Raw genomic sequence first — 17608 nt, 5'->3', positions numbered from 1 at the left:
CTCCGCCAGCGCCCTGCGCGCCACGGCCATGCCGATGGCGGGCGCGGCGCGACCAGGGGCCGGTCCCCCCGCGCTGGCCGGGTGAGAACGCGCCGCGTACACTGGCACGGCCACCTGCCACGCACCGCCTGCGGGCCGCGCCCGCCCGGCGTGGCCCCGGCAGTCACCCACCCCACGCCGCTGCCCGCCACCCCCTCCTTCTCGCCCACCGCGCCATGACGCGTCCCGACCTATCCTTTCTCTTCCGCTCCGCGCAGCCGCCGGCGCCGGAATCGACGGATCGCAAGCATGCGCCGCCCCCGGGCATTCCGGAGCGCCGCCAGCCCGGCCGGCCTTCAGACGCGGTGGGGGCGCTGATCGCCGAACTGCGCTCGTCCCAGGCCGAGCTGGAGGCGCAGAACAAGGTGCTGCGCTTCAGCCAGGCGGCGGCGGAGAGCGCTTCGGAGCGGTTCGAAACCCTGTTTTCCAGCGTGCCGCTGGCGCTGATGGTGCTGGACGAGCACGACATGGTGGTCCAGGCCAATTCCATGGCCCACCGCTCGTTCCAGCCGACCGAGGCTGACCGTCCTTTGGTCGCGCTCATGCCCTTCGTGCAAGCCGCGGATGCCGAGCGGGTGCGCGCCGCCTTCGACGCCGCGCGCGCCGGCGGCAGCGCGGAGGTGACGGAGGTCGTCTTCCTCACCGGCGAGCAGGCCCGCATCACCGGCGACCTGCACATCGCCTTCATCGAAACGCCCCAGGCCGACGGCGGCCCGCCGGCGCCGCAGTTCCTCTGCGCCGTGATCGACCAGGGCCCCTTGCTGGCCGAACGGCGCGCGCTGCAGGACAGCGCCGCCACGCTCAAGGAGCGCAACGCGCAGATCCTGGCGAGCGAACGGCGGCTGGAGGCGGTGATCAACTCCGCCCTCGACGCCATCATCTGCGTGGACGCACAGCACCGCATCACGGTGTTCAACCCCACGGCGGCGGCGCTCTTCGCCTGCCCGCAGGAGGACGCGCTGGGCAGCCCGCTGGAGCGCTTTCTGCCCGACGCCGCGCAGGCCATGGCGCTGTCGCAACTGACGACGCAGGCCGTGCTGGGCGAGGTGACTGCGCGCACCGCCAACGGCCGCGACCTGGCGGTGGAAGTGAGCGTGTCGTTCGAGAGCCAGGGCGAGGGCACCAGCGCCACCGTGTTCGCGCGTGACCTGACCGGCCGCAAGAAGGCCGAGGCCCACCGCAACGAGCTGGAGGCGCAGCTGCGCGAGTCGCACAAGATGCAGGCCGTGGGCACCATGGCAGGCGGCATTGCGCACGATTTCAACAACATCCTGGGTGCCATCCTCGGCAACGTGGAACTGGCCAAGGCCGACGCCGGAGCCGAGTCGCCCGTGCTCGAGAGCCTGCTCGAGATCCAGAAGGCCGGCCGCCGGGCCCGCGACCTGGTGCGGCAGATCCTGACCTTCAGCCGCAACGAGCCGCCGCAGCGCAAGGCCGTGTCGGTGCAGGAGGCGGTGAACGACACCGTGCGGTTGCTGCGCGTGACGGTGCCGCCCGCCGTGGACGTGCAGGTGCGCATCGACCCCGACGTGCCGGACGTGCTGGCGGACCCGACGCAGGTCGAGCAGGCGCTGCTGAACCTGTGCACCAACGCCATCCACGCCCTGGGTGACCAGCGCGGCACGGTGCTGCTGCAGGCGGTCTGCGCGCAGCCCGACCCGCGCATCTGCGAGCGGCTGGGCATTCCGCCGGGCGACTACGTGTGCCTGCGCGTCAGCGATAACGGCCCGGGCATGGACGCGGCCACGCAGCAGCGCATCTTCGAGCCCTTCTTCACCACCAAGCCGGTAGGCCAGGGCACCGGCCTGGGCCTGGCCGTGGTGCATGGCGTGATGCGCACGCACGGCGGCGCGGTGGACGTGTACAGCGTGCCCGGCGAGGGCAGCAGCTTCACGCTCTACTTTCCCGGCACCTCGCACTGCGTGCCGGACGAAGGCGACGGCGGTGCGTTCTGCATCCCGACCAGCATGCCGGTGGCCGCCGTCCCGCCGCCCCCGGCTCCACCGTCGGAATCGCCGAGCAGCGCGCCACCGCAAGCCACCGGCGATGCCGAAGCCACCGAACGCCAGCGCCACGTGATGTACGTCGATGACGACCAGGCGCTGGTCTTCCTGGTGCAGCGGCTGCTGCGCCGGCGCGGCTACCGCGTGAGCGGCTTCACCGATCCGCACGAGGCCGCGCAGGCGCTGCGCCGCGACCCGCAGGGCTACGACCTGGTGGTGACCGACTACAACATGCCGGGCTACTGCGGCGTGGATCTGGTGCGCGAGGCCAAGCGCATCCGCCCGGGCCTGCCGGTGGCGCTCGCCTCGGGCTACGTCACGGCCGAGATCGAGCGCGAGGCGCTGGCGGAAGGGGCCAGCGCGCTGATCCACAAACCCAACGACGTGGAGGAGCTGTGCGCGACCGTGCAGCGGCTGGCGCACGGGTCCGGCGACACCGACGGGTCGGGCAGCGCTGGCGCCGCCTCCACGCCCCGCGCCGATGGCCGGCACGGCTGAGCTGCCGGGCGCGGCTGCGCAGGCGGTCGAGTCCCTGCATGCCGACGCGGACCTGCTGGTGCTGTGCAAGCCCGCCGGCCTGCTCTGCGTGCCCGGGCGCGGCCCGGACAAGCAGGACTGCCTGAGCGCCCGGGCGCAGCAGCAATGGCCCGATGCGCTGGTCGTGCACCGGCTGGACCAGGCGACCTCCGGCCTCGTGGTGATGGCGCGGTCGCTGCCGGTGCAGCGCGCATTGAGCCAGGACTTTGCCGAGCGCCGCGTGCACAAGCAGTACGTGGCCGTCGTGCGGGGGCGCCCCGCCGCGCCGGGGGTGGGAGCGGCCAGGGCTTCGGACACGGACGCGGTTGCGGACACCGGCCCGGACTGGCACACCATCGACCTGCCGATCGCCGCCGACTGGGACCGCCGCCCGCTGCGCGTGATCGACCCCGAGCGGGGCCAGCCGAGCGTGACCCGCTGGCGCGCCCTGGCTGCGGCCCCCGCGCCAGACGCGGCGGCCGGCACGACCCGGCTCGCGCTGCAGCCCGTGACCGGCCGCACCCACCAGCTGCGGGTGCACCTGGCGGCCCTGGGCCATCCGATCCTGGGGGACGCGCTCTATGCCGACGCGGCCACGCTGGCGGCGTCGCCGCGACTGCTGCTGCATGCGACGGACCTGCGGTTCGCCCATCCGCGCAGCGGCGCGATGGTGGCGTTCTCTTCTCCCGCACCGTTCTGACGGGGTCGCGCTTTCTCAACGCGCTCCCGGGACCTCTGTCCGGTGGGGCGTGGAACGGCGGGGAGCGGCGTTGCCGCGGATTCCATTCGCCCACCGCCTGCCGCGCCGGACGGCCCCCGCGCAGCCGGCGTCAACCGCTACCATTGCCCGCATGACCCCCTCCTCCCTCTACCTGCTGACCGGCGCATCGCGCGGCATGGGCCTGGCAATGGCCCGGCAGCTGCTGCAGCCCGGCCATACGCTGATCACTCTCTCCCGCCAGCCGTCCGCCGAGCTGGCACAAGCCGCCGCAACCGCCGGCGCCACGCTGGACCAGTGGACGCAGGACCTGGCCGATGCGGTGCAGGCCGCCGCACGGCTGCGCCAATGGCTCGAGGCCGTGCCGGCTGGGCGCTTCGCCAGCGCCACGCTGATCAACAACGCCGGCGTCATTCCGCCGATCGCGCCGCTTTCCGCCAGCGGCCCGACGGCGCTGGTGCAGGCGCTGCGCGTGGGGCTGGAAGCGCCCCTGCTGCTGACCGGCGCCTTCCTCGGCGCCACGGGCGACTGGCAGGTGCCGCGCAAGGTGCTGAACATCTCGTCGGGCCTGGGGCGGCGCGCCATGGCGTCGCAGGCAGCCTATTGCGCGGCCAAGGCGGGCATGGACCATTTCACGCGCTGCGTGGCGCTGGACGAGGCGGCGCGGCCGCACGGGGCGCGGGTGTGTTCGCTCGCCCCCGGCGTGATCGACACCGACATGCAGAGCCAGCTGCGCGGCGCCGACCCGGCGCGGTTCCCCGACGCGCACAATTTCGCGGCGCTGAAGGACGAAGGCCGGCTGACGTCGCCCGAGGACGCGGCCCGCCGGGTGCTCGCCTGGCTGGACCGCAAGGACTTCGGCGAGCAGCCCGTGGCCGACGTGCGCGAGGCTTGAGCGCAGACAGGCCCGCCAGCGCGCAACGTTCAGCGTGGCGCCGGCAGCACATCACCCACTGCTATTATTTTGGTAGCTATAGGCCCATATGGATCAAGCGCCACAGGCATAATTGGCATTGAAGACAAGAACATTCGACTGTTTTGACCACCACGGAGACAACCGCACCATGATTCGCAACCTCGTGTCCTTCACCGCCCTCGCGCTCGCGCTGGGCACCGCCGCCCAGGCGCAGACCGCTCCCGCGGCGGCCGGCAGCACCGACTACCCCACCAAGCCGATCCGCATGGTGGTGCCCTTTCCGCCCGGCGGCGGCACCGACATCCTGGCGCGGCTGGTGGCTACGAAGCTGGGCGAATCCGCAAAGTGGACGGTGGTGGCCGACAACCGGCCTGGCGCCGGCGGCACCCTCGGCATCACCGAAACCGTGCGCGCCGCGCCCACCGGCTACGAGCTGGTGATGGGCCAGAAGGACAACCTGGTCATCGGGCCATGGCTCTACAAGAACCTGCCGTGGGAGCCCACGCGCGACCTCACCCCCATCGCACACGTCGCCTACACGCCGGTGCTGATCGCGACCAGCGCCAACTCCCGCTTCAAGACGCTGGCCGACGTGGTGGCGGCGGCCAAGGCCACGCCGGGCACCATCACCTACGGCTCGCCGGGCAACGGCACGTCCATCCACCTGGCGGGTGACCTGTTCGAGAAGGCCTCCGGCGTGAAGCTGGTGCACGTGCCGTACAAGGGCTCGAACCCGGCCCTGATGGACGCGCTCTCGGGCAACGTGGACCTGCTGGTCTCCTCGGTGCCGTCCGCCATCGGCCAGATCAAGTCGGGCAAGCTGCGGCCGCTGGCCGTCACGTCGGCCCGCCGCAGCTCTTCGCTGCCCGACGTGCCCACGGTGGCCGAATCGGGCTACGCGGGCTTCGACGTCAGCACCTGGTACGGGCTGTTCGCCCCGGCCGGCACGCCCGCCTCGGTGGTGACGCGGGTGAACGCCGAGGTCAACAAGCTGCTGGCCATGCCGGAGATGAAGGCCGCCATCCAGGCCCAGGGCGCCGAGGCCGAGGCCCTGTCGGTGAGCCAGTTCAACAAGTTGTTCCGTGACGACTATGCCAAGTGGAAGGGCATCGTCGAGGCTTCGGGCGCCAAGATCGAATAAGCCGCCGAGCCCCTGCGCATGCCGCTGCGGCAGCGCGGGCTCCAAGACAAAAGGCTCCGGCAGCGGTCGCTGCGGGAGCCTTTTTTCATTGCCTTCAGCGGCCGGCGCAGGCGCTCACCGCCGGGGCAAGCGCGTCAGTCGCGCACGACCAGCACCGGCACCTTGGCCACGCCCAGCACGCGCTGCGTCACGCTGCCCAGCACCAGCTTTTCCAGCCCGCGCCGGCCGTGCGAGCCCATCACGATCAGGTCGGCGCCAGCGGTTTCGGCGGCGCGCACGATGCCGTCGTGCACGGCATGGCCTTCACCCACCAGCGTGGCCACCGGCACGCCGGCCTCTTCCAGCGCGGCCTTGGCGGCGTCGAGCGCGGTGTTGGCCTCGGCCGTGGCGGCGCTCAGGTACTGCGACTGGCCATAGGCGAAGTCCGCGCCCACGCCGGTGAACGGGTAAGGATCGACCACGTACAGCGCCGTCACCTTGCTGCCGAAGGCCTTGGCCAGGCCGGCCGCCTTGGCCACTGCGGTCATCGCGGTGTTCGAACCATCGACGGGAATCAGAATGTGCTGGAACATGTTGTCTTCTCCTCAAGAGTTGGAAGGAAGGCCCGGTCGCCGGTCGAGGTCCGGGCCGCCGTCCCTGCCCGCGTCGCCGCGTCCGTCGGGTGCGTGCCCCCTCAGGGGAATTCGCCCGGGGCACGGCCATCGTGCAGAGGTGCCCCTAGTGTGGCAGCGCCACCCGTGCGATGGTTTGATGCCCATCACGCCGCAGGGATTTTGGCGGCGCCTTCCACCGCGTCCTGGAAGCCGCCGCGCCGGCAGGTCACGACCAGCGTGTCGCGCCAGCCGCCCTCAGCCACTGGCTGGATGGGCGTTGTCTCGTGGATCATGCGCGTGTCGTCCAGCAGCAGTACCGACCAGGGCTCGGTCAGCGTGAAGCGCTGGCCGAAAGGGCTGGCCGCGTCGAAGATGCGCGTCTCGCCCCCTTTGACGCCCTCCCGCGCGACCAGGAACACCGCCACCAGGTCCACGCCGTCGCGGTGCGCGCCCTCGGGCGTGGGACGGCCGATGCCGCCTGCGGTGTCGATGCGGAACTGGTGGGCCTCGACAAACCAGGGCTCGGGCGCCGTGGCCAGCGCGCACTGCGCCAGCGACGCCAGCGCGGCCAGCAGGCGCTGCCAGGCGGGAGCCTGCAGCACCGCGTCGGCGACCGGCGCGAACCAGCGCTCCATGCCGCCGTGCAGGGCGTTGTATTCCACCGGCTGCCAATGGGCGCGGTGCGCCACGCTGCGCAGCTGCATGCCGCCGTCGCCGCGCGACGCCGCGGGCTCCGCCACGAAGCTGGCGTGCCTGCGGCGGCGGTAGCGGCCACCGTCCTTGAGGAATTCATCGGGCGGCAGATCGGCCCAACTGGCGGCGAGGGCCTGCAATTCGCCAGCCGTGGTGCCCGACCAGGCCATCACGCCCTGCGGGCGCAGGACCACATGGCCCAGGTCGCGCAGTTGCGGTGCGATGTCGGCTGGCGACGCATAGGGGGGAGAGAACGTGATGTGGCCCATGGCCTGCGAGCTTAAGGCCAACGGGGCCGGGCGGCGCTGGGCCAGCGGGCGCCTCGCCAGGCCGCGCCCCCGGTTGCACGCAGGGCGGCCGCCGTGCGCTAGCATGGCTGCCGTCCACCAGGAGCGTCTTCCCATGCCTTCAGAGCGCCGCCATTTCGTCCGCATCGGCTTTCATGCGCCGGCGCAATTCACCACCGGCCACGGCACGTTCGCGGTGCGGGTGCTGGATCTGTCGCTCCAGGGGGCGTTGCTGGAGCGGCCCGCCGACGTGGCGCTGGCGGTGGGCATGCCCTGCCAGCTGTCGCTGCCGCTGCCGCCGGGCGATGCGCACATCGCCATGAGCGCCGAAGTGGCGCACATCGATGGCACGCACGTCGGCGTGCTGTGCCGGGTGATCGACCTGGACAGCGTCACCCATCTGCGCCGGCTGATCGAGCTGCAGCTGGAAGACCTCGCCCTGCTGGAGCGCGAGCTGGGCGAGCTGGCGGCACCCGCCTGACGAGGCCGCCAGGGGTGCGGGCCCGGCAGGCTATTGTGGCTCGGCCTCCTGCAGCGCCCGCCACATCACCTTGCCGCTGCCGCTCTTGGGCAGCGCATCGACGAACTGCACGATGCGCGGCGCCTTGTACACGGCCATGTGCTCGTGGCACCAGGCGGCGATGTCCGCCTCGGACACCTGCCCGCGCTGGTCGGGCCGTACCACCACCACGGCCTTGACCGTCTCGCCCCGGTAGGCGTCGCGTGCCGAGATCACGCACGCCTCTTGGATGGCGGGGTGGCGGAACATCAGCGCCTCCACCTCCGCCGGCCACACCTTGAAGCCGCTCGCGTTGATCATGCGCTTGAGCCGGTCGGTCAGGAAGAAATAGCCGTCCTCGTCGCGGTGGCCCAGGTCCCCGGAGCGGAAGAAGCGCTTGCCGTCCAGCTCGATGAAGGCCGATTCGGTGGCGTCCGGGCGCTTCCAGTAGCCGTCGAACACTTCGGGGCCGTGGATCACGATCTCGCCCTGCTCGCCCACCCCCACTTCCTGCAGGGTGTCGGGATCGATCACGCGCGCATCGGTGCTCATGAAGGGAATGCCCAGGCACTGCTGCTTGGGATGGTCCGGCGGATTGGAATGCGAGGGCGCGGCAGTTTCGGTCAGGCCATAGCCCTCCGAATAGCGCAGGCCGTAGTGGTCGAAGAGCCGCTGGGCCACGGCCTGCGGCATGGCCGCGCCGCCGCCGCCGATGTAGACCAGGCTCGACAGGTCGTAGTCGCCGAAATGCGGGCTGGCCAGCAGGTCGATGATCATGGTCGGAATGTTGGTCCAGCTGGTCACGCGGTAGTGCGAGATCAGCCGGCCGGCCAGGTCGCGGTCCCAGCGTGGCATGACGACGAGCGTGGAGCCGGAATAGATCGCGGTGTGCATGACGCTGACCATGCCGGTGATGTGGAACATGGGCACCACCGCCAGCACCACGCTCTCGGGCGTGCCAGTGCCCCAGAGGCTGCCGGCCACCGCGTTGTGCATGATGCTGCGGTGCGGGTGCATGCAGCCCTTGGGCAGGCCGGTGGTGCCGCTGGTGTAGGGCAGCACGGCCATGTCGGCACTCACCGCGTCGTGCGGGGGCGGCGCGTCGTCGCAGGCCAGGGCGTCCGACCAGGCATGCACCTGCCCGTGCGCCAGCGTGGGCAGCGGGCGCTGCGTGCAGAGCCAGTCGCGCCATTGCGGGGGTACCGCATCGGGGCCGGAGGCGGCGGGGTCGAACGCGTCGGTGAACTGGGTGACGATGAGATGGCGCAAGGCCGCATCGGCCGTCAGCGCATCGCTGGCCGCAGCCAGCTCGGGCGCGAGGTCGGCCGTGGTGATGGCCACGCGGGTGTCGGGGTCGGTGATGTAGTGCTGCAGCTCCTGCGCCCGGTTCATCGGGTTGACGGGAACCACCACCGCGTTGGCCCGCAGGATGGCGAAATGCGCCAGCACCAGTTGCGGGCAGTTCTGCATGCAGAGCACCACGCGGTCGCCCTTGCGCACGCCCAGGGCATGCAGCCGCGCGGCCAGCCGCTCGGCCGACGCCGCCAGCTCGCCGTACGGCATGGCCGTGCCGAAGAACACCAGTGCCGCCTTGTGCGGGTAGCGGCGTGCGCTGGTGGCCAGGTTGTCCCAGAGCGAGGTGGCGGGAACGCGCAGCGCGTGCGGCAGCCGGCGCGGCCAGAATCGATGATGAGGGGGCATGAACGGTCTTCCTTTGCCGCCACAGCCTAAAGAGCCGCGCCGTGGCCCGTATTGGGGATCGCACCAATGGGGCGTCACCCACGCGACCGCCCGGCGCGCGGCCCCGCCCCGGTGCGCCCGGGAGCCCGGCGTTTTGTAACGGTGTGTCCCCCAGGGCCGCTCGCAAGCCCCGCTGCGGCCGTGGGCTCGTGGGGATGAACGACAATGCACCACAACGCAGCGTGCAACGCGACTGCCCTGCCGACTTCGCTTTTTTTCTTGAGTAGCCAGTGGCGACGGAACCCGATTCCGGGCCCTGGGACCGCCCCTCGGGGTGCGGACGCAACGGACAACATGAACATAGTCATACTCGACGACTACCAGGACGCGGTCCGCAAACTGCATTGCGCGTCGCGGCTGGACGCCTATTCCGCCAAGGTCTACACCAACACCGTCAAGGGCCTGGGCCAGCTGTCGGTGCGCCTGAAGGATGCGGACATCATCGTGCTGGTGCGCGAACGCACGCAGATCACGCGCCAGCTGGTGGACAAGCTCCCCCGCCTGCGGCTCATCGCCCAGACGGGCAAGGTCGGCAGCCATGTCGACGTGCAGGCCTGCACCGAGCGCGGCATCGCCGTGGCCGAAGGCGTGGGTTCCCCGGTGGCACCGGCCGAGCTGACCTGGGCGCTCATCATGGCGGCCATGCGCCGCCTGCCGCAGTACATCGCCAACCTGAAGCACGGCGCCTGGCAGCAGTCGGGCCTGCGCTCAGCCTCGATGCCGCCCAACTTCGGCATAGGCACCGTGCTGCGCGGCAAGACGCTGGGCATCTGGGGCTACGGCCGCATCGGGCAGATCGTTGCGGGCTACGGCCGCGCCTTCGGCATGAACGTGCGGGTGTGGGGCCGGGAGGCCTCGCGCGCGCAGGCGCTGGGCGACGGCCTGCAGGTGGCGCGCACGCGCGAGGAGTTCTTCTCGGAGTGCGACGTGGTGTCCCTGCATCTGCGCCTGAACGACGAGACCCGCGGCATCGTCACGCTGGAGGACCTGTCGGCGATGAAGCCCACGTCGCTCATCGTCAACACCTCGCGCGCGGAGCTGATCCAGCCCGATGCGCTCATCGCGGCGCTCAACCGGGGCCGGCCCGGCATGGCGGCGGTGGATGTGTTCGAGAGCGAGCCCATCCTGCAGGGCCATGCCCTGCTGCGGCTGGAGAACTGCATCTGCACGCCCCACATCGGCTACGTCGAGCAGGACAGCTACGAGCTCTATTTCGGCGCCGCATTCGACAACGTGGTGAACTACATCCGCGGCACGCCGACCAACATCGTGAACCCGGGCGCGCTGCAGGTCAGGCGCTGAAAAAGCAGCGCGGCTCGCGGTTCAGCGCGCCAGCTGGCCCCAGGCCATGAGCGCGCCGATCATCACCGGCTGGTGCAGCAGGTAGTAGACCAGGCTGTGCCGCCCCAGCGCGGGCAGCCAGCGCAACCCCCGGGGGGCGTTCCAGGCCAGCCAGTGCGGGCGATGGCGCAGCAGCCACTGGCCTGCCGCCATGCCCCACCACATCACGCCCAGCCAGGGCAGCACCGGCACGTAGTCTTCCGTGGCGGGCTTGTGGGTGACGAGCCCCAGCCAATTGAGCGCCCGGCTGTCGAAGAGATCGGCCGCGCAGGCCAGCGGCCCGGCCAGCGCCCAGCCGGCCACGGTGGGCAGCAGCAGCGCGATCAGCCCCGCAGGCCACAGCCAGCGGCCCGCCGGGGCGCTCAGCCGGGCGATCAGCAGCATCACGGCCATGCCGTGCAGCACGCCGAAATAGATGTAGGTGCGCGGAAACATCCAGGCCGAGCCGGCCGTGACCAGCAGCGCCGCGCCCGCCACCTGCGCCCACCGCCGGCCGAACCGCCGCCAGCCCAGGCCCTGCGCATGGGCCAGCGCCTGGCCCAGCCCCGCGCAGGCGAGGAACATGCTCACGATGAGCGTGCGCTGCACGGTCCAGACAGGGTCGAAGCGGAAGTTCTGCACCCAGTAGCCGAAATGGCTCAGGTCGAAGCAGAAATGGAACACCGTCATCCACAGCATGGCGACGCCACGCAATGCATCGACACCCTCCAGCCGCTGGGCAGCGGCTGGCGATGGCAGGGGCGAGGCAGCAGGAACCGAAGGCATGCGGTGCGGGTGCAGGGTGCGATGGCGGAGCCGGAAATGACAAAGGGGTTGCACCTTGCGGTACAACCCCTTGAATCAATGGTCGGAGCGGCGGGATTCGAACTCGCGACCCTCTGCTCCCAAAGCAGATGCGCTACCAGGCTGCGCTACGCTCCGACAAATCGAATTCTAACCTGCAAAAAGAGCCCTTCTGGCCAATTCGCAGCAGTTGCCGCGATATTTTTCGCAGCAGGCCCGCATCAACGGCTGGACGGACCCGGGCCGCGACCGGCCAGATGACGGAAGGTGATGCGGCCCTTGGTCAGGTCGTAAGGGGAGAGCTCGAGCGACACCTTGTCGCCCGCCAGGATGCGGATGTGGTGCTTGCGCATCTTGCCGCCGGTGTAGGCGATGAGCTGGTGGCCGTTGTCCAGCGTGACGCGAAAGCGCGAGTCGGGCAGCACTTCCGTCACGGAGCCCTGCATCTCAATCAGTTCTTCTTTTGCCATGTTTCTAGTCGGATTCCAATAACGATTATTCTGGGGTGCACCTGCATGCGGGTTGGAGCTCACGGCGGGCCGCCGTGCCTGTCGAATGGCTCGGCAGCGCGGGCATGGCATGCAGGGGAGTCGCGGCACCCGGGGCGCAGCAGGCGAAAGGGCCCGGGGGCGACGGCTTCAATGGACAGGCAATCGGCTGTGCATTAGCCTGTCGATTGTACCGCGCTACGCTGGAGAGCGCCATGCAGGAGAGCGCCGCCCTCGCCTGCCCGGGCGCGCCCCTAGAATGGGCCGCCCACCCCCAAGGATTTCTCCCACGTGTCTGACCGCCTCGCCGTCCTCCCCCAGTACCTGCTGCCCAAGCAGGCGCTCACCCTGATCGCCGGGCGTTTCGCCTCCGCCCAAGCGGGCCGCTTCACCACCTCGGCGATCCGGCGGTTCGTGGCGCAATACGGCGTGGACATGCAGGAGGCGGCCAACCCCGACATCACCAGCTACGCCACCTTCAACGACTTCTTCACCCGCGCCCTGCGCCCGGGCGCCCGCCCGCTGGCCCAGGCGGACGTGGTCTGCCCGGTGGATGGCGCGGTGAGCCAGATGGGCCCCATCGCCCACGACCAGATCTTCCAGGCCAAGGGCCACCACTATTCGACCACGGCGCTGCTGGGCGGCGACGCAGCGATGGCGGCGCCATTCGACGACGGCAGCTTCGCCACCATCTACCTGAGCCCGCGCGACTACCACCGCATCCACATGCCCTGCGCCGGGCGGCTGCTGTCCATGGTGCATGTGCCGGGCGATCTGTTTTCGGTCAACCCGCTGACGGCGCGCGGCGTGCCGGGGCTCTTCGCCCGCAACGAGCGGGTGGTCTGCCTCTTCGACACCCCGCTGGGCCGCATGGCCCTGGTGCTGGTGGGCGCGACCATCGTGGGCAGCATGGCGACGGTGTGGCACGGCCAGGTCAACCCCCCGCGCCCGGGGCGGCTGGTGCGCTGGGACTACGCCGACCGGGAGATCACCCTCGGCCAGGGCGAGGAGATGGGGCGCTTCATGCTCGGCTCCACCGTGGTGCTGCTGTTCCAGCGCGGGGCGGTCCAGTTCGAGCCCGGCTGGGTGCCCTTGCGGCATACGCGCCTGGGCGAGGCGATGGCGCGCCGGCTCCACGCCTGACACTCCCCCAAAGGTCAGCCGGTTACGCCAGGCCGGCAATCACTGCGGCTGCACCTGCGGCGGTGCCACCCGCCGCGTCGTGAAGGTGGTCGGCTCGAGTTCCAGCTTGTCCGGGTCCACCGGCTTTTCCTGGCCCACCAGGTAGATGGCGAGCTCCAGGCGCCGCAGCATCACATGGCTCACCGTCTGCCACGTGCCGCCCATGCGCACGCGGGTTCCGGGCCTGAACACCGGCATGCAGAACGTCTCGGCCCAGCCCCAGGGCGGCGCCGCGTCGCCGGCCGTGGCGGGCGCGGACGTCGGGTTGCCTGAAGCGGTTTGCAATTCATGCATGCGCTAATGTTAGCGGATGTAAACGACTCGGGCGGCCGAAATCAGGTGATCAGCAACCCGGCACGCATAACCGGCACCGGCGGCGACGGTACCGAGCCAGGCCGGGCTCAGCGTCGGGCGTTCGACTGCGCGAACTGCAGCGCGGCTTCGAGCATGCGTTGCAGCGTGGGTTGCACCCGCGCAGCCACCTCGGGCAGGTAGTCGAAGGGCAGTGCCTCCTGCATGTAGCTGGCCTGTGTCATCTCCAGCTGCACCGCGTGCACGTTCTCGGCCGGGCGGCCGTACTGACGGGTGATGTGCCCGCCCTTGAAACGCCCGTTGAGCACGGCGGAAAAGCCGCTCGCCTCGCCGATGGCCAGAAGCGGCCGGGCCAGCTCGGGCGCGCAGCTGGCGCCGTCGGCCGTTCCCAGGTTCAGGTCGGGCAGCCGGCCGTCGAAGAAGCGCGGCAGCACGGACCGGATGGAATGCGCGTCCCACAGCACCGCGACGCCGTGAGCGGCGCGGATGCGTTCCAGCTCGCTCGCCAGTTGCGCGTGGTACGGCGCCCAGACCGCGTCGCGCCTTGCAGCCGTCTCGGCCGCGTCCGGCACGTCGCCCTGCGCGTAGATGGGCGTGTCGTCGAAGGTGTCGACCGGGCACAGGCCCGTCACGCTCTGGCCGGGGTAGAGGCTGGCGCCATCCGGCGGGCGGTTCAAGTCGATCACGTAACGCGAATGCGTGGCGACGAGGATGGACGCGCCCAGTTCGCGGGCGAATGCGTACAGGCGCTCCAGATGCCAGTCGGTATCGGGCACCTGCCGCGCTTCGTCGGTGAAGCGCTTGGCGATCGACGGCGGCACATGGGTGCCGACGTGGGGCATGGACACGAGCAGCGGCGCGGTGCCCTGGTGGAAGGTGAACGGAGGAATGGAAGCGGTAGCGGTTTGGATGTCGGTCATGGATTCGCAAGGGTGGCCGAAACGGGTCGGCGCAGGGCATCGGAAAAGATCAGCCAGTATGAATGGTGGCGCCGCGCGCACGCACGAACGCCTCGGCCGCCGGGGAGTGCAGCGGGTGGCGGCCGGCCTGCACGCGCTGCCGGCCGGCCACCCACACGCCGTGCACGGCGCAAGTGCGGTGGCTGCCGAACACATGGGCGCCCAGCTGGCTTTCCACCGGCAGCCCCTGCAGCGCGATATGGCTGCCATCGAGCGCGACCCAGTCGGCCTGCTGGCCGACGGCGAGGCCCGCCACGGGGCGCCCGGCCGCCTGCGCCCCGCCCTGCACAGCCTGCAGCGTCATCGCGGTGGCCACCTGCGGCTGGGCCGTGGTGGCCAGCACGTTGCGCTGGCGGGTGGCCAGCCGCTGGCCGTATTCGAGCAGCATCAGTTCCTCGGCCGCGTTGACGCAGGCGTGGCTGTCGGAGCCCACGCCCCACCGGCCGCCGTGCTGGCGCCAGAGCGGCACGTCGAACAGGCCGTCGCCCAGGTTGGCCTCGGTGGTGGGGCACAGCCCCGCCACGGCGCCGGTGCGGGCGGCGGCGGCGTATTCATCGGGCGTCATGTGGGTGGCATGCACCAGGCACCACCGCGCATCGACGGCGGCATGGTCCAGCAGCCACTGCACCGGCCGCTGGCCGCTCCAGGCCAGGCAGTCGTCCACCTCCTGCGTCTGCTCGGCGATGTGGATGTGGATGGGCGCGTGCGCATCGAGGGCGGCCAGCCCCGCCAGCGCGGCACGCAGGCCATCGGGCGGCACGGCCCGCAGCGAGTGCGGAGCCAGGCCCAGACAGGCGCCCTGCGCCCGTACCACGGGGGCCAGGCGCTCCAATAACGATAGCATCGAGTCGGTGGACCGGATGAACCGCGACTGGTCCTGGCGGGGCGGCGTGGCGCCGAAGCCGCTGGTCTGGTAGAGCACGGGCAACAGCGTGATGCCGATGCCGGCCGTGCGCGCTGCGCGCAGCAGCGCGTGCGCCAGCGTGGCGTCGTCGGCGTAGGGGGTGCCGTCCTGGTCGTGGTGCACGTAATGGAACTCGCAGACCGAGGTGTAGCCGGCCTCCAGCATCTCCACGTAGAGCCAGGTGGCGATGGCCTCCAGCGACTCGGGCGTGATGCGAGCGGCGAAGCGGTACATCAGGTTGCGCCAGCTCCAGAAGCTGTCCTGGCTTTCGCCCCGGTATTCCGTCAGCCCGGCAAAGGCCCGCTGGAAAGCATGCGAATGCAGGTTGGGCATGCCGGGGATGAGCGGCCCGGGCGCCAGGTCCGCGCCGCCGGGCTGGGCGCCGGGCTGCACCGATTGCAGCGTGCCGGCCGCGTCCCACTGCAGCAGCACGTCGCGCGCCCACCCCTGCGGCAGCAAGGCGTGGGCGGCGAACAGGGCGCCGCCGCCGGGGGGCGGCGCGTGGCCGAGTGGATCGGAGGAAATGTCGAGGGAGGCAGGCATGTGTCTTCGTTCTCCTTGCGGCCGCATGGGCCTTCAGCCGCCCCGCGCCACGCGGCCCTGGCGCACCACGGTGCAGGCCGGCCGGTCGCCGAACCAATAGGCGATCTCGGCCGCCTCGGCCACGGGCCAGAGCACGAAATGGGCGGGGCGGCCGGAAGCGATCAGCCCATGCGATGCCTGCAGGCCCAGCGCATGCGCGGCGTGGGTGGTGATGCCGGCCAGCGCCTCGGGCACGGTGAACCGGAACAGCGTGCAGGCCATGTTGGCCATGAGGCGCAGGCTCAGTGCGGGCGAGGTGCCGGGGTTGTGGTCGGTGGAGACGGCCATCGGAACGCCCGCATCGCGCAGTGCCTGGATGGGCGGCAGGTGCGTGTCGCGCAGCGTGTAGTAGGCGCCGGGCAGCAGCACGGCCACCGTGCCGGCGGCGCGCATGGCGGCGATGCCCTGGGCCGACAGGTGCTCGATGTGGTCGCACGACAGCGCCCCGTAGCGCGCCGCCAGCTGGGCGCCGCCCATGTCGGAGAGTTGCTCGGCATGCAGCTTGACCGGCAGCCCCAGGCGCTGCGCGGCCTGGAAGACCTGCTCGGTTTCCGCCAGCGTGAAGGCGATGCGCTCGCAGAACACGTCCACCGCGTCCACCAGGCCTTCGCCGGCCAGCGCCGGCAGCATGCTGCCGCAGACGAGGTCGATGTAGTCCTGGCTGCGGCCGGCGTATTCGGGCGGCAGCGCGTGGGCGCCCAGGAAGGTGGTGCGCACCGTCACGCCGAAGGCCTCGCCCAGCCGACGGGCCACGCGCAGCTGCTTGCGTTCATGCTCCAGCGCCAGGCCGTAGCCGGACTTGATCTCCACCGCGCAGACGCCCTCGTCCAGCAGGGCCTGCAGGCGCGGCGCGGCCTGGGCGAAGAGTTCGTCTTCGGTGGCGGCGCGGGTCGCCCGCACCGACGACACGATGCCGCCGCCCGCGCGCGCCACCTCTTCATAGCTGGCGCCCGCCAGGCGCATGGCGAACTCGTTGGCGCGCTGGCCGCCATACACCAGGTGGGTGTGGCAGTCGACCAGGCCCGGCGTGGCCAGCCGGCCCTGCCCAGCCCGGCGCGGCAGGCCGACGAAGGCATCGGGCAGCGCGGCGGCGGGGCCGACCCAGCGCATCAGCCCCTGCTGCACGACGATGGCGGCGGCCTCGCCCGGCGGCACCGGCACGTCGGGCTGCGCCAGGCCGTCTGCCAGGCGCACATCGGCCCAGATGCCGTCGGCGCTGGGCAGGGACGCTGCGGAGAACGGGGACATGGGAGACTCCATTTGCTACATTTTCAATAGCTGCCGGCGCTTGATCGACGGGCGCCAGCGGCCGATTTTGTTCAATTTTCAGGATGCAGCGCGATCCAGGCGAGCGCGGGAGGCGCGCCGGCGCCCTGCGCCGCCGGTTCCGGCGCCAGCGGCTGCGCCGCCGTCGCCTTGCTCCACCACACGCCCTGGCCGGGCCGCAGCGCCGCCCCGCCCTGCCGCCAGGTGCCGGCCAGCACCATGCAGAGCCCGGCCGGGCTTGAGCCCGGCTGCACGCGCTGGTGCACGACCTCGAGGTCGCCGCGCCAGGCGCCGCGCCGCAGCATGAGGTTGAAGTCCTGCGACACCCCGCCGGCCAGTGTGCAGTCGAGCGCGGTTTCGCCCGCGAACGCGAAGGGCCGCCACGGCGCCTGCAGGAGCTGGTCGATCGCACCGTCGGCCGACCGCAGCTGCAGGCCGCCGCCGGACAGCCACATGATCTGCCGGTCCACCCCCGGAAAGGCCGAGAACGGGCCGGCCTGGGCGACCGTGGCCACGCTCACGCGCCAGCCGAAGTCGCCCATGCCGGCACCCGGGGGCCAGCAGGCGATCTCACGCGTGGTGCCGCCGCCGTTCTTCCAGGGGGTGGGCGCGATGTCGTTCAGGTCGAAACGGTGCAATGCCATGG

17 protein-coding genes and 1 tRNA gene are annotated in these 17608 nt (G+C 71.2%); 7 read left to right on the top strand and 11 right to left on the bottom strand.

Going from position 1 to position 17608, the window contains the following annotated elements; translation table 11 throughout:
* The first annotated feature begins 215 nt into the window (after positions 1-215).
* The 4 genes from ABWV53_RS14425 (at position 216) to ABWV53_RS14410 (ending at position 5333) form a co-directional block, all read left to right on the top strand.
* The gene (locus ABWV53_RS14425; protein ID WP_353366830.1) at positions 216-2540 is read left to right on the top strand and encodes a PAS domain-containing hybrid sensor histidine kinase/response regulator; all 2325 of its coding nucleotides are present in this window, start codon (positions 216-218) and stop codon (positions 2538-2540) included.
* Positions 2524-3258, top strand: a complete 735-nt coding sequence (locus ABWV53_RS14420; protein ID WP_353366829.1) for an RluA family pseudouridine synthase — start codon at positions 2524-2526, stop codon at positions 3256-3258. The genes ABWV53_RS14425 and ABWV53_RS14420 overlap by 17 nt, the downstream gene beginning before the upstream one ends.
* A 151-nt stretch (positions 3259-3409) precedes the next feature.
* Complete coding sequence (locus ABWV53_RS14415) at positions 3410-4171, top strand: SDR family NAD(P)-dependent oxidoreductase (protein ID WP_353366828.1); 762 nt, start codon at positions 3410-3412, stop codon at positions 4169-4171.
* A gap of 169 nt (positions 4172-4340) precedes the next feature.
* The gene (locus tag ABWV53_RS14410; protein WP_353366827.1) at positions 4341-5333 is read left to right on the top strand and encodes a Bug family tripartite tricarboxylate transporter substrate binding protein; all 993 of its coding nucleotides are present in this window, start codon (positions 4341-4343) and stop codon (positions 5331-5333) included.
* A gap of 134 nt (positions 5334-5467) precedes the next feature.
* Here the strand turns inward: ABWV53_RS14410 and ABWV53_RS14405 are convergent, their stop codons facing one another.
* Together ABWV53_RS14405 and ABWV53_RS14400 are read right to left on the bottom strand one after the other, a co-directional pair.
* A complete protein-coding gene (locus ABWV53_RS14405) occupies positions 5468-5905 on the bottom strand; it encodes a universal stress protein (RefSeq protein ID WP_353366826.1) in 438 nt (145 codons plus the stop codon).
* Between the two features lie 185 nt (positions 5906-6090).
* Positions 6091-6888: a 2OG-Fe dioxygenase family protein gene (locus tag ABWV53_RS14400; protein WP_353366825.1), complete on the bottom strand. Its 798-nt coding sequence runs from the start codon at positions 6886-6888 to the stop codon at positions 6091-6093.
* A 133-nt stretch (positions 6889-7021) separates the two neighbouring features.
* Between ABWV53_RS14400 and ABWV53_RS14395 the strand changes: the two genes are divergently transcribed.
* Positions 7022-7387, top strand: coding sequence for a PilZ domain-containing protein (locus tag ABWV53_RS14395; protein WP_353366824.1), 366 nt, complete (start codon positions 7022-7024; stop codon positions 7385-7387).
* A 30-nt stretch (positions 7388-7417) separates the two neighbouring features.
* On the opposite strand, the gene ABWV53_RS14390 is transcribed toward ABWV53_RS14395, so the two are convergent.
* Positions 7418-9106, bottom strand: a complete 1689-nt coding sequence (locus ABWV53_RS14390; protein WP_353366823.1) for a long-chain fatty acid--CoA ligase — start codon at positions 9104-9106, stop codon at positions 7418-7420.
* 333 nt (positions 9107-9439) lie between these two features.
* Here ABWV53_RS14390 and ABWV53_RS14385 point away from each other — a divergent pair, with 333 nt between their 5' ends.
* The gene (locus ABWV53_RS14385) at positions 9440-10447 is read left to right on the top strand and encodes a D-2-hydroxyacid dehydrogenase family protein (protein ID WP_353366822.1); all 1008 of its coding nucleotides are present in this window, start codon (positions 9440-9442) and stop codon (positions 10445-10447) included.
* Positions 10448-10468: 21 nt separating this feature from the next.
* Here the strand turns inward: ABWV53_RS14385 and ABWV53_RS14380 are convergent, their stop codons facing one another.
* From ABWV53_RS14380 to infA, 3 genes are all read right to left on the bottom strand, one after another.
* Entirely contained in the window at positions 10469-11251 is a 783-nt protein-coding gene (locus ABWV53_RS14380) for an acetyltransferase domain-containing protein (RefSeq protein ID WP_353366821.1), read from the bottom strand.
* 79 nt (positions 11252-11330) lie between these two features.
* Positions 11331-11407, bottom strand: a tRNA-Pro gene (locus tag ABWV53_RS14375).
* Positions 11408-11490: 83 nt separating this feature from the next.
* Positions 11491-11739, bottom strand: coding sequence for a translation initiation factor IF-1 (gene infA, locus ABWV53_RS14370; RefSeq protein WP_056663735.1), 249 nt, complete (start codon positions 11737-11739; stop codon positions 11491-11493).
* A gap of 309 nt (positions 11740-12048) precedes the next feature.
* Here infA and asd point away from each other — a divergent pair, with 309 nt between their 5' ends.
* Positions 12049-12900, top strand: coding sequence for an archaetidylserine decarboxylase (gene asd / locus ABWV53_RS14365; protein WP_353366820.1), 852 nt, complete (start codon positions 12049-12051; stop codon positions 12898-12900).
* A gap of 39 nt (positions 12901-12939) precedes the next feature.
* Here the strand turns inward: asd and ABWV53_RS14360 are convergent, their stop codons facing one another.
* The 5 genes from ABWV53_RS14360 to ABWV53_RS14340 all read right to left on the bottom strand — a co-directional run bounded on the left by ABWV53_RS14360 (position 12940) and on the right by ABWV53_RS14340 (position 17600).
* Positions 12940-13233: a hypothetical protein gene (locus ABWV53_RS14360; RefSeq protein WP_502903905.1), complete on the bottom strand. Its 294-nt coding sequence runs from the start codon at positions 13231-13233 to the stop codon at positions 12940-12942.
* Positions 13234-13340: 107 nt separating this feature from the next.
* A complete protein-coding gene (gene hutG / locus ABWV53_RS14355; RefSeq protein WP_353366819.1) occupies positions 13341-14171 on the bottom strand; it encodes an N-formylglutamate deformylase in 831 nt (276 codons plus the stop codon).
* Positions 14172-14220: 49 nt separating this feature from the next.
* Positions 14221-15657 carry a formimidoylglutamate deiminase gene (locus ABWV53_RS14350; RefSeq protein WP_353366818.1) on the bottom strand — a complete coding sequence of 479 codons (1437 nt, stop codon included), beginning with the start codon at positions 15655-15657 and terminating at the stop codon, positions 14221-14223.
* A gap of 33 nt (positions 15658-15690) precedes the next feature.
* Positions 15691-16944: an imidazolonepropionase gene (gene hutI / locus ABWV53_RS14345; RefSeq protein ID WP_353366817.1), complete on the bottom strand. Its 1254-nt coding sequence runs from the start codon at positions 16942-16944 to the stop codon at positions 15691-15693.
* A 71-nt stretch (positions 16945-17015) separates the two neighbouring features.
* The gene (locus ABWV53_RS14340; protein WP_353366972.1) at positions 17016-17600 is read right to left on the bottom strand and encodes a HutD/Ves family protein; all 585 of its coding nucleotides are present in this window, start codon (positions 17598-17600) and stop codon (positions 17016-17018) included.
* Positions 17601-17608 lie beyond the last annotated feature (8 nt).

This window comes from Acidovorax sp. FG27, assembly GCF_040365715.1.
Taxonomy (GTDB): Bacteria; Pseudomonadota; Gammaproteobacteria; order Burkholderiales; family Burkholderiaceae_C; genus Paracidovorax.
Note: the sequence above shows the minus strand (reverse complement) of the source record. Positions and strands in the feature narration are given on the sequence as shown.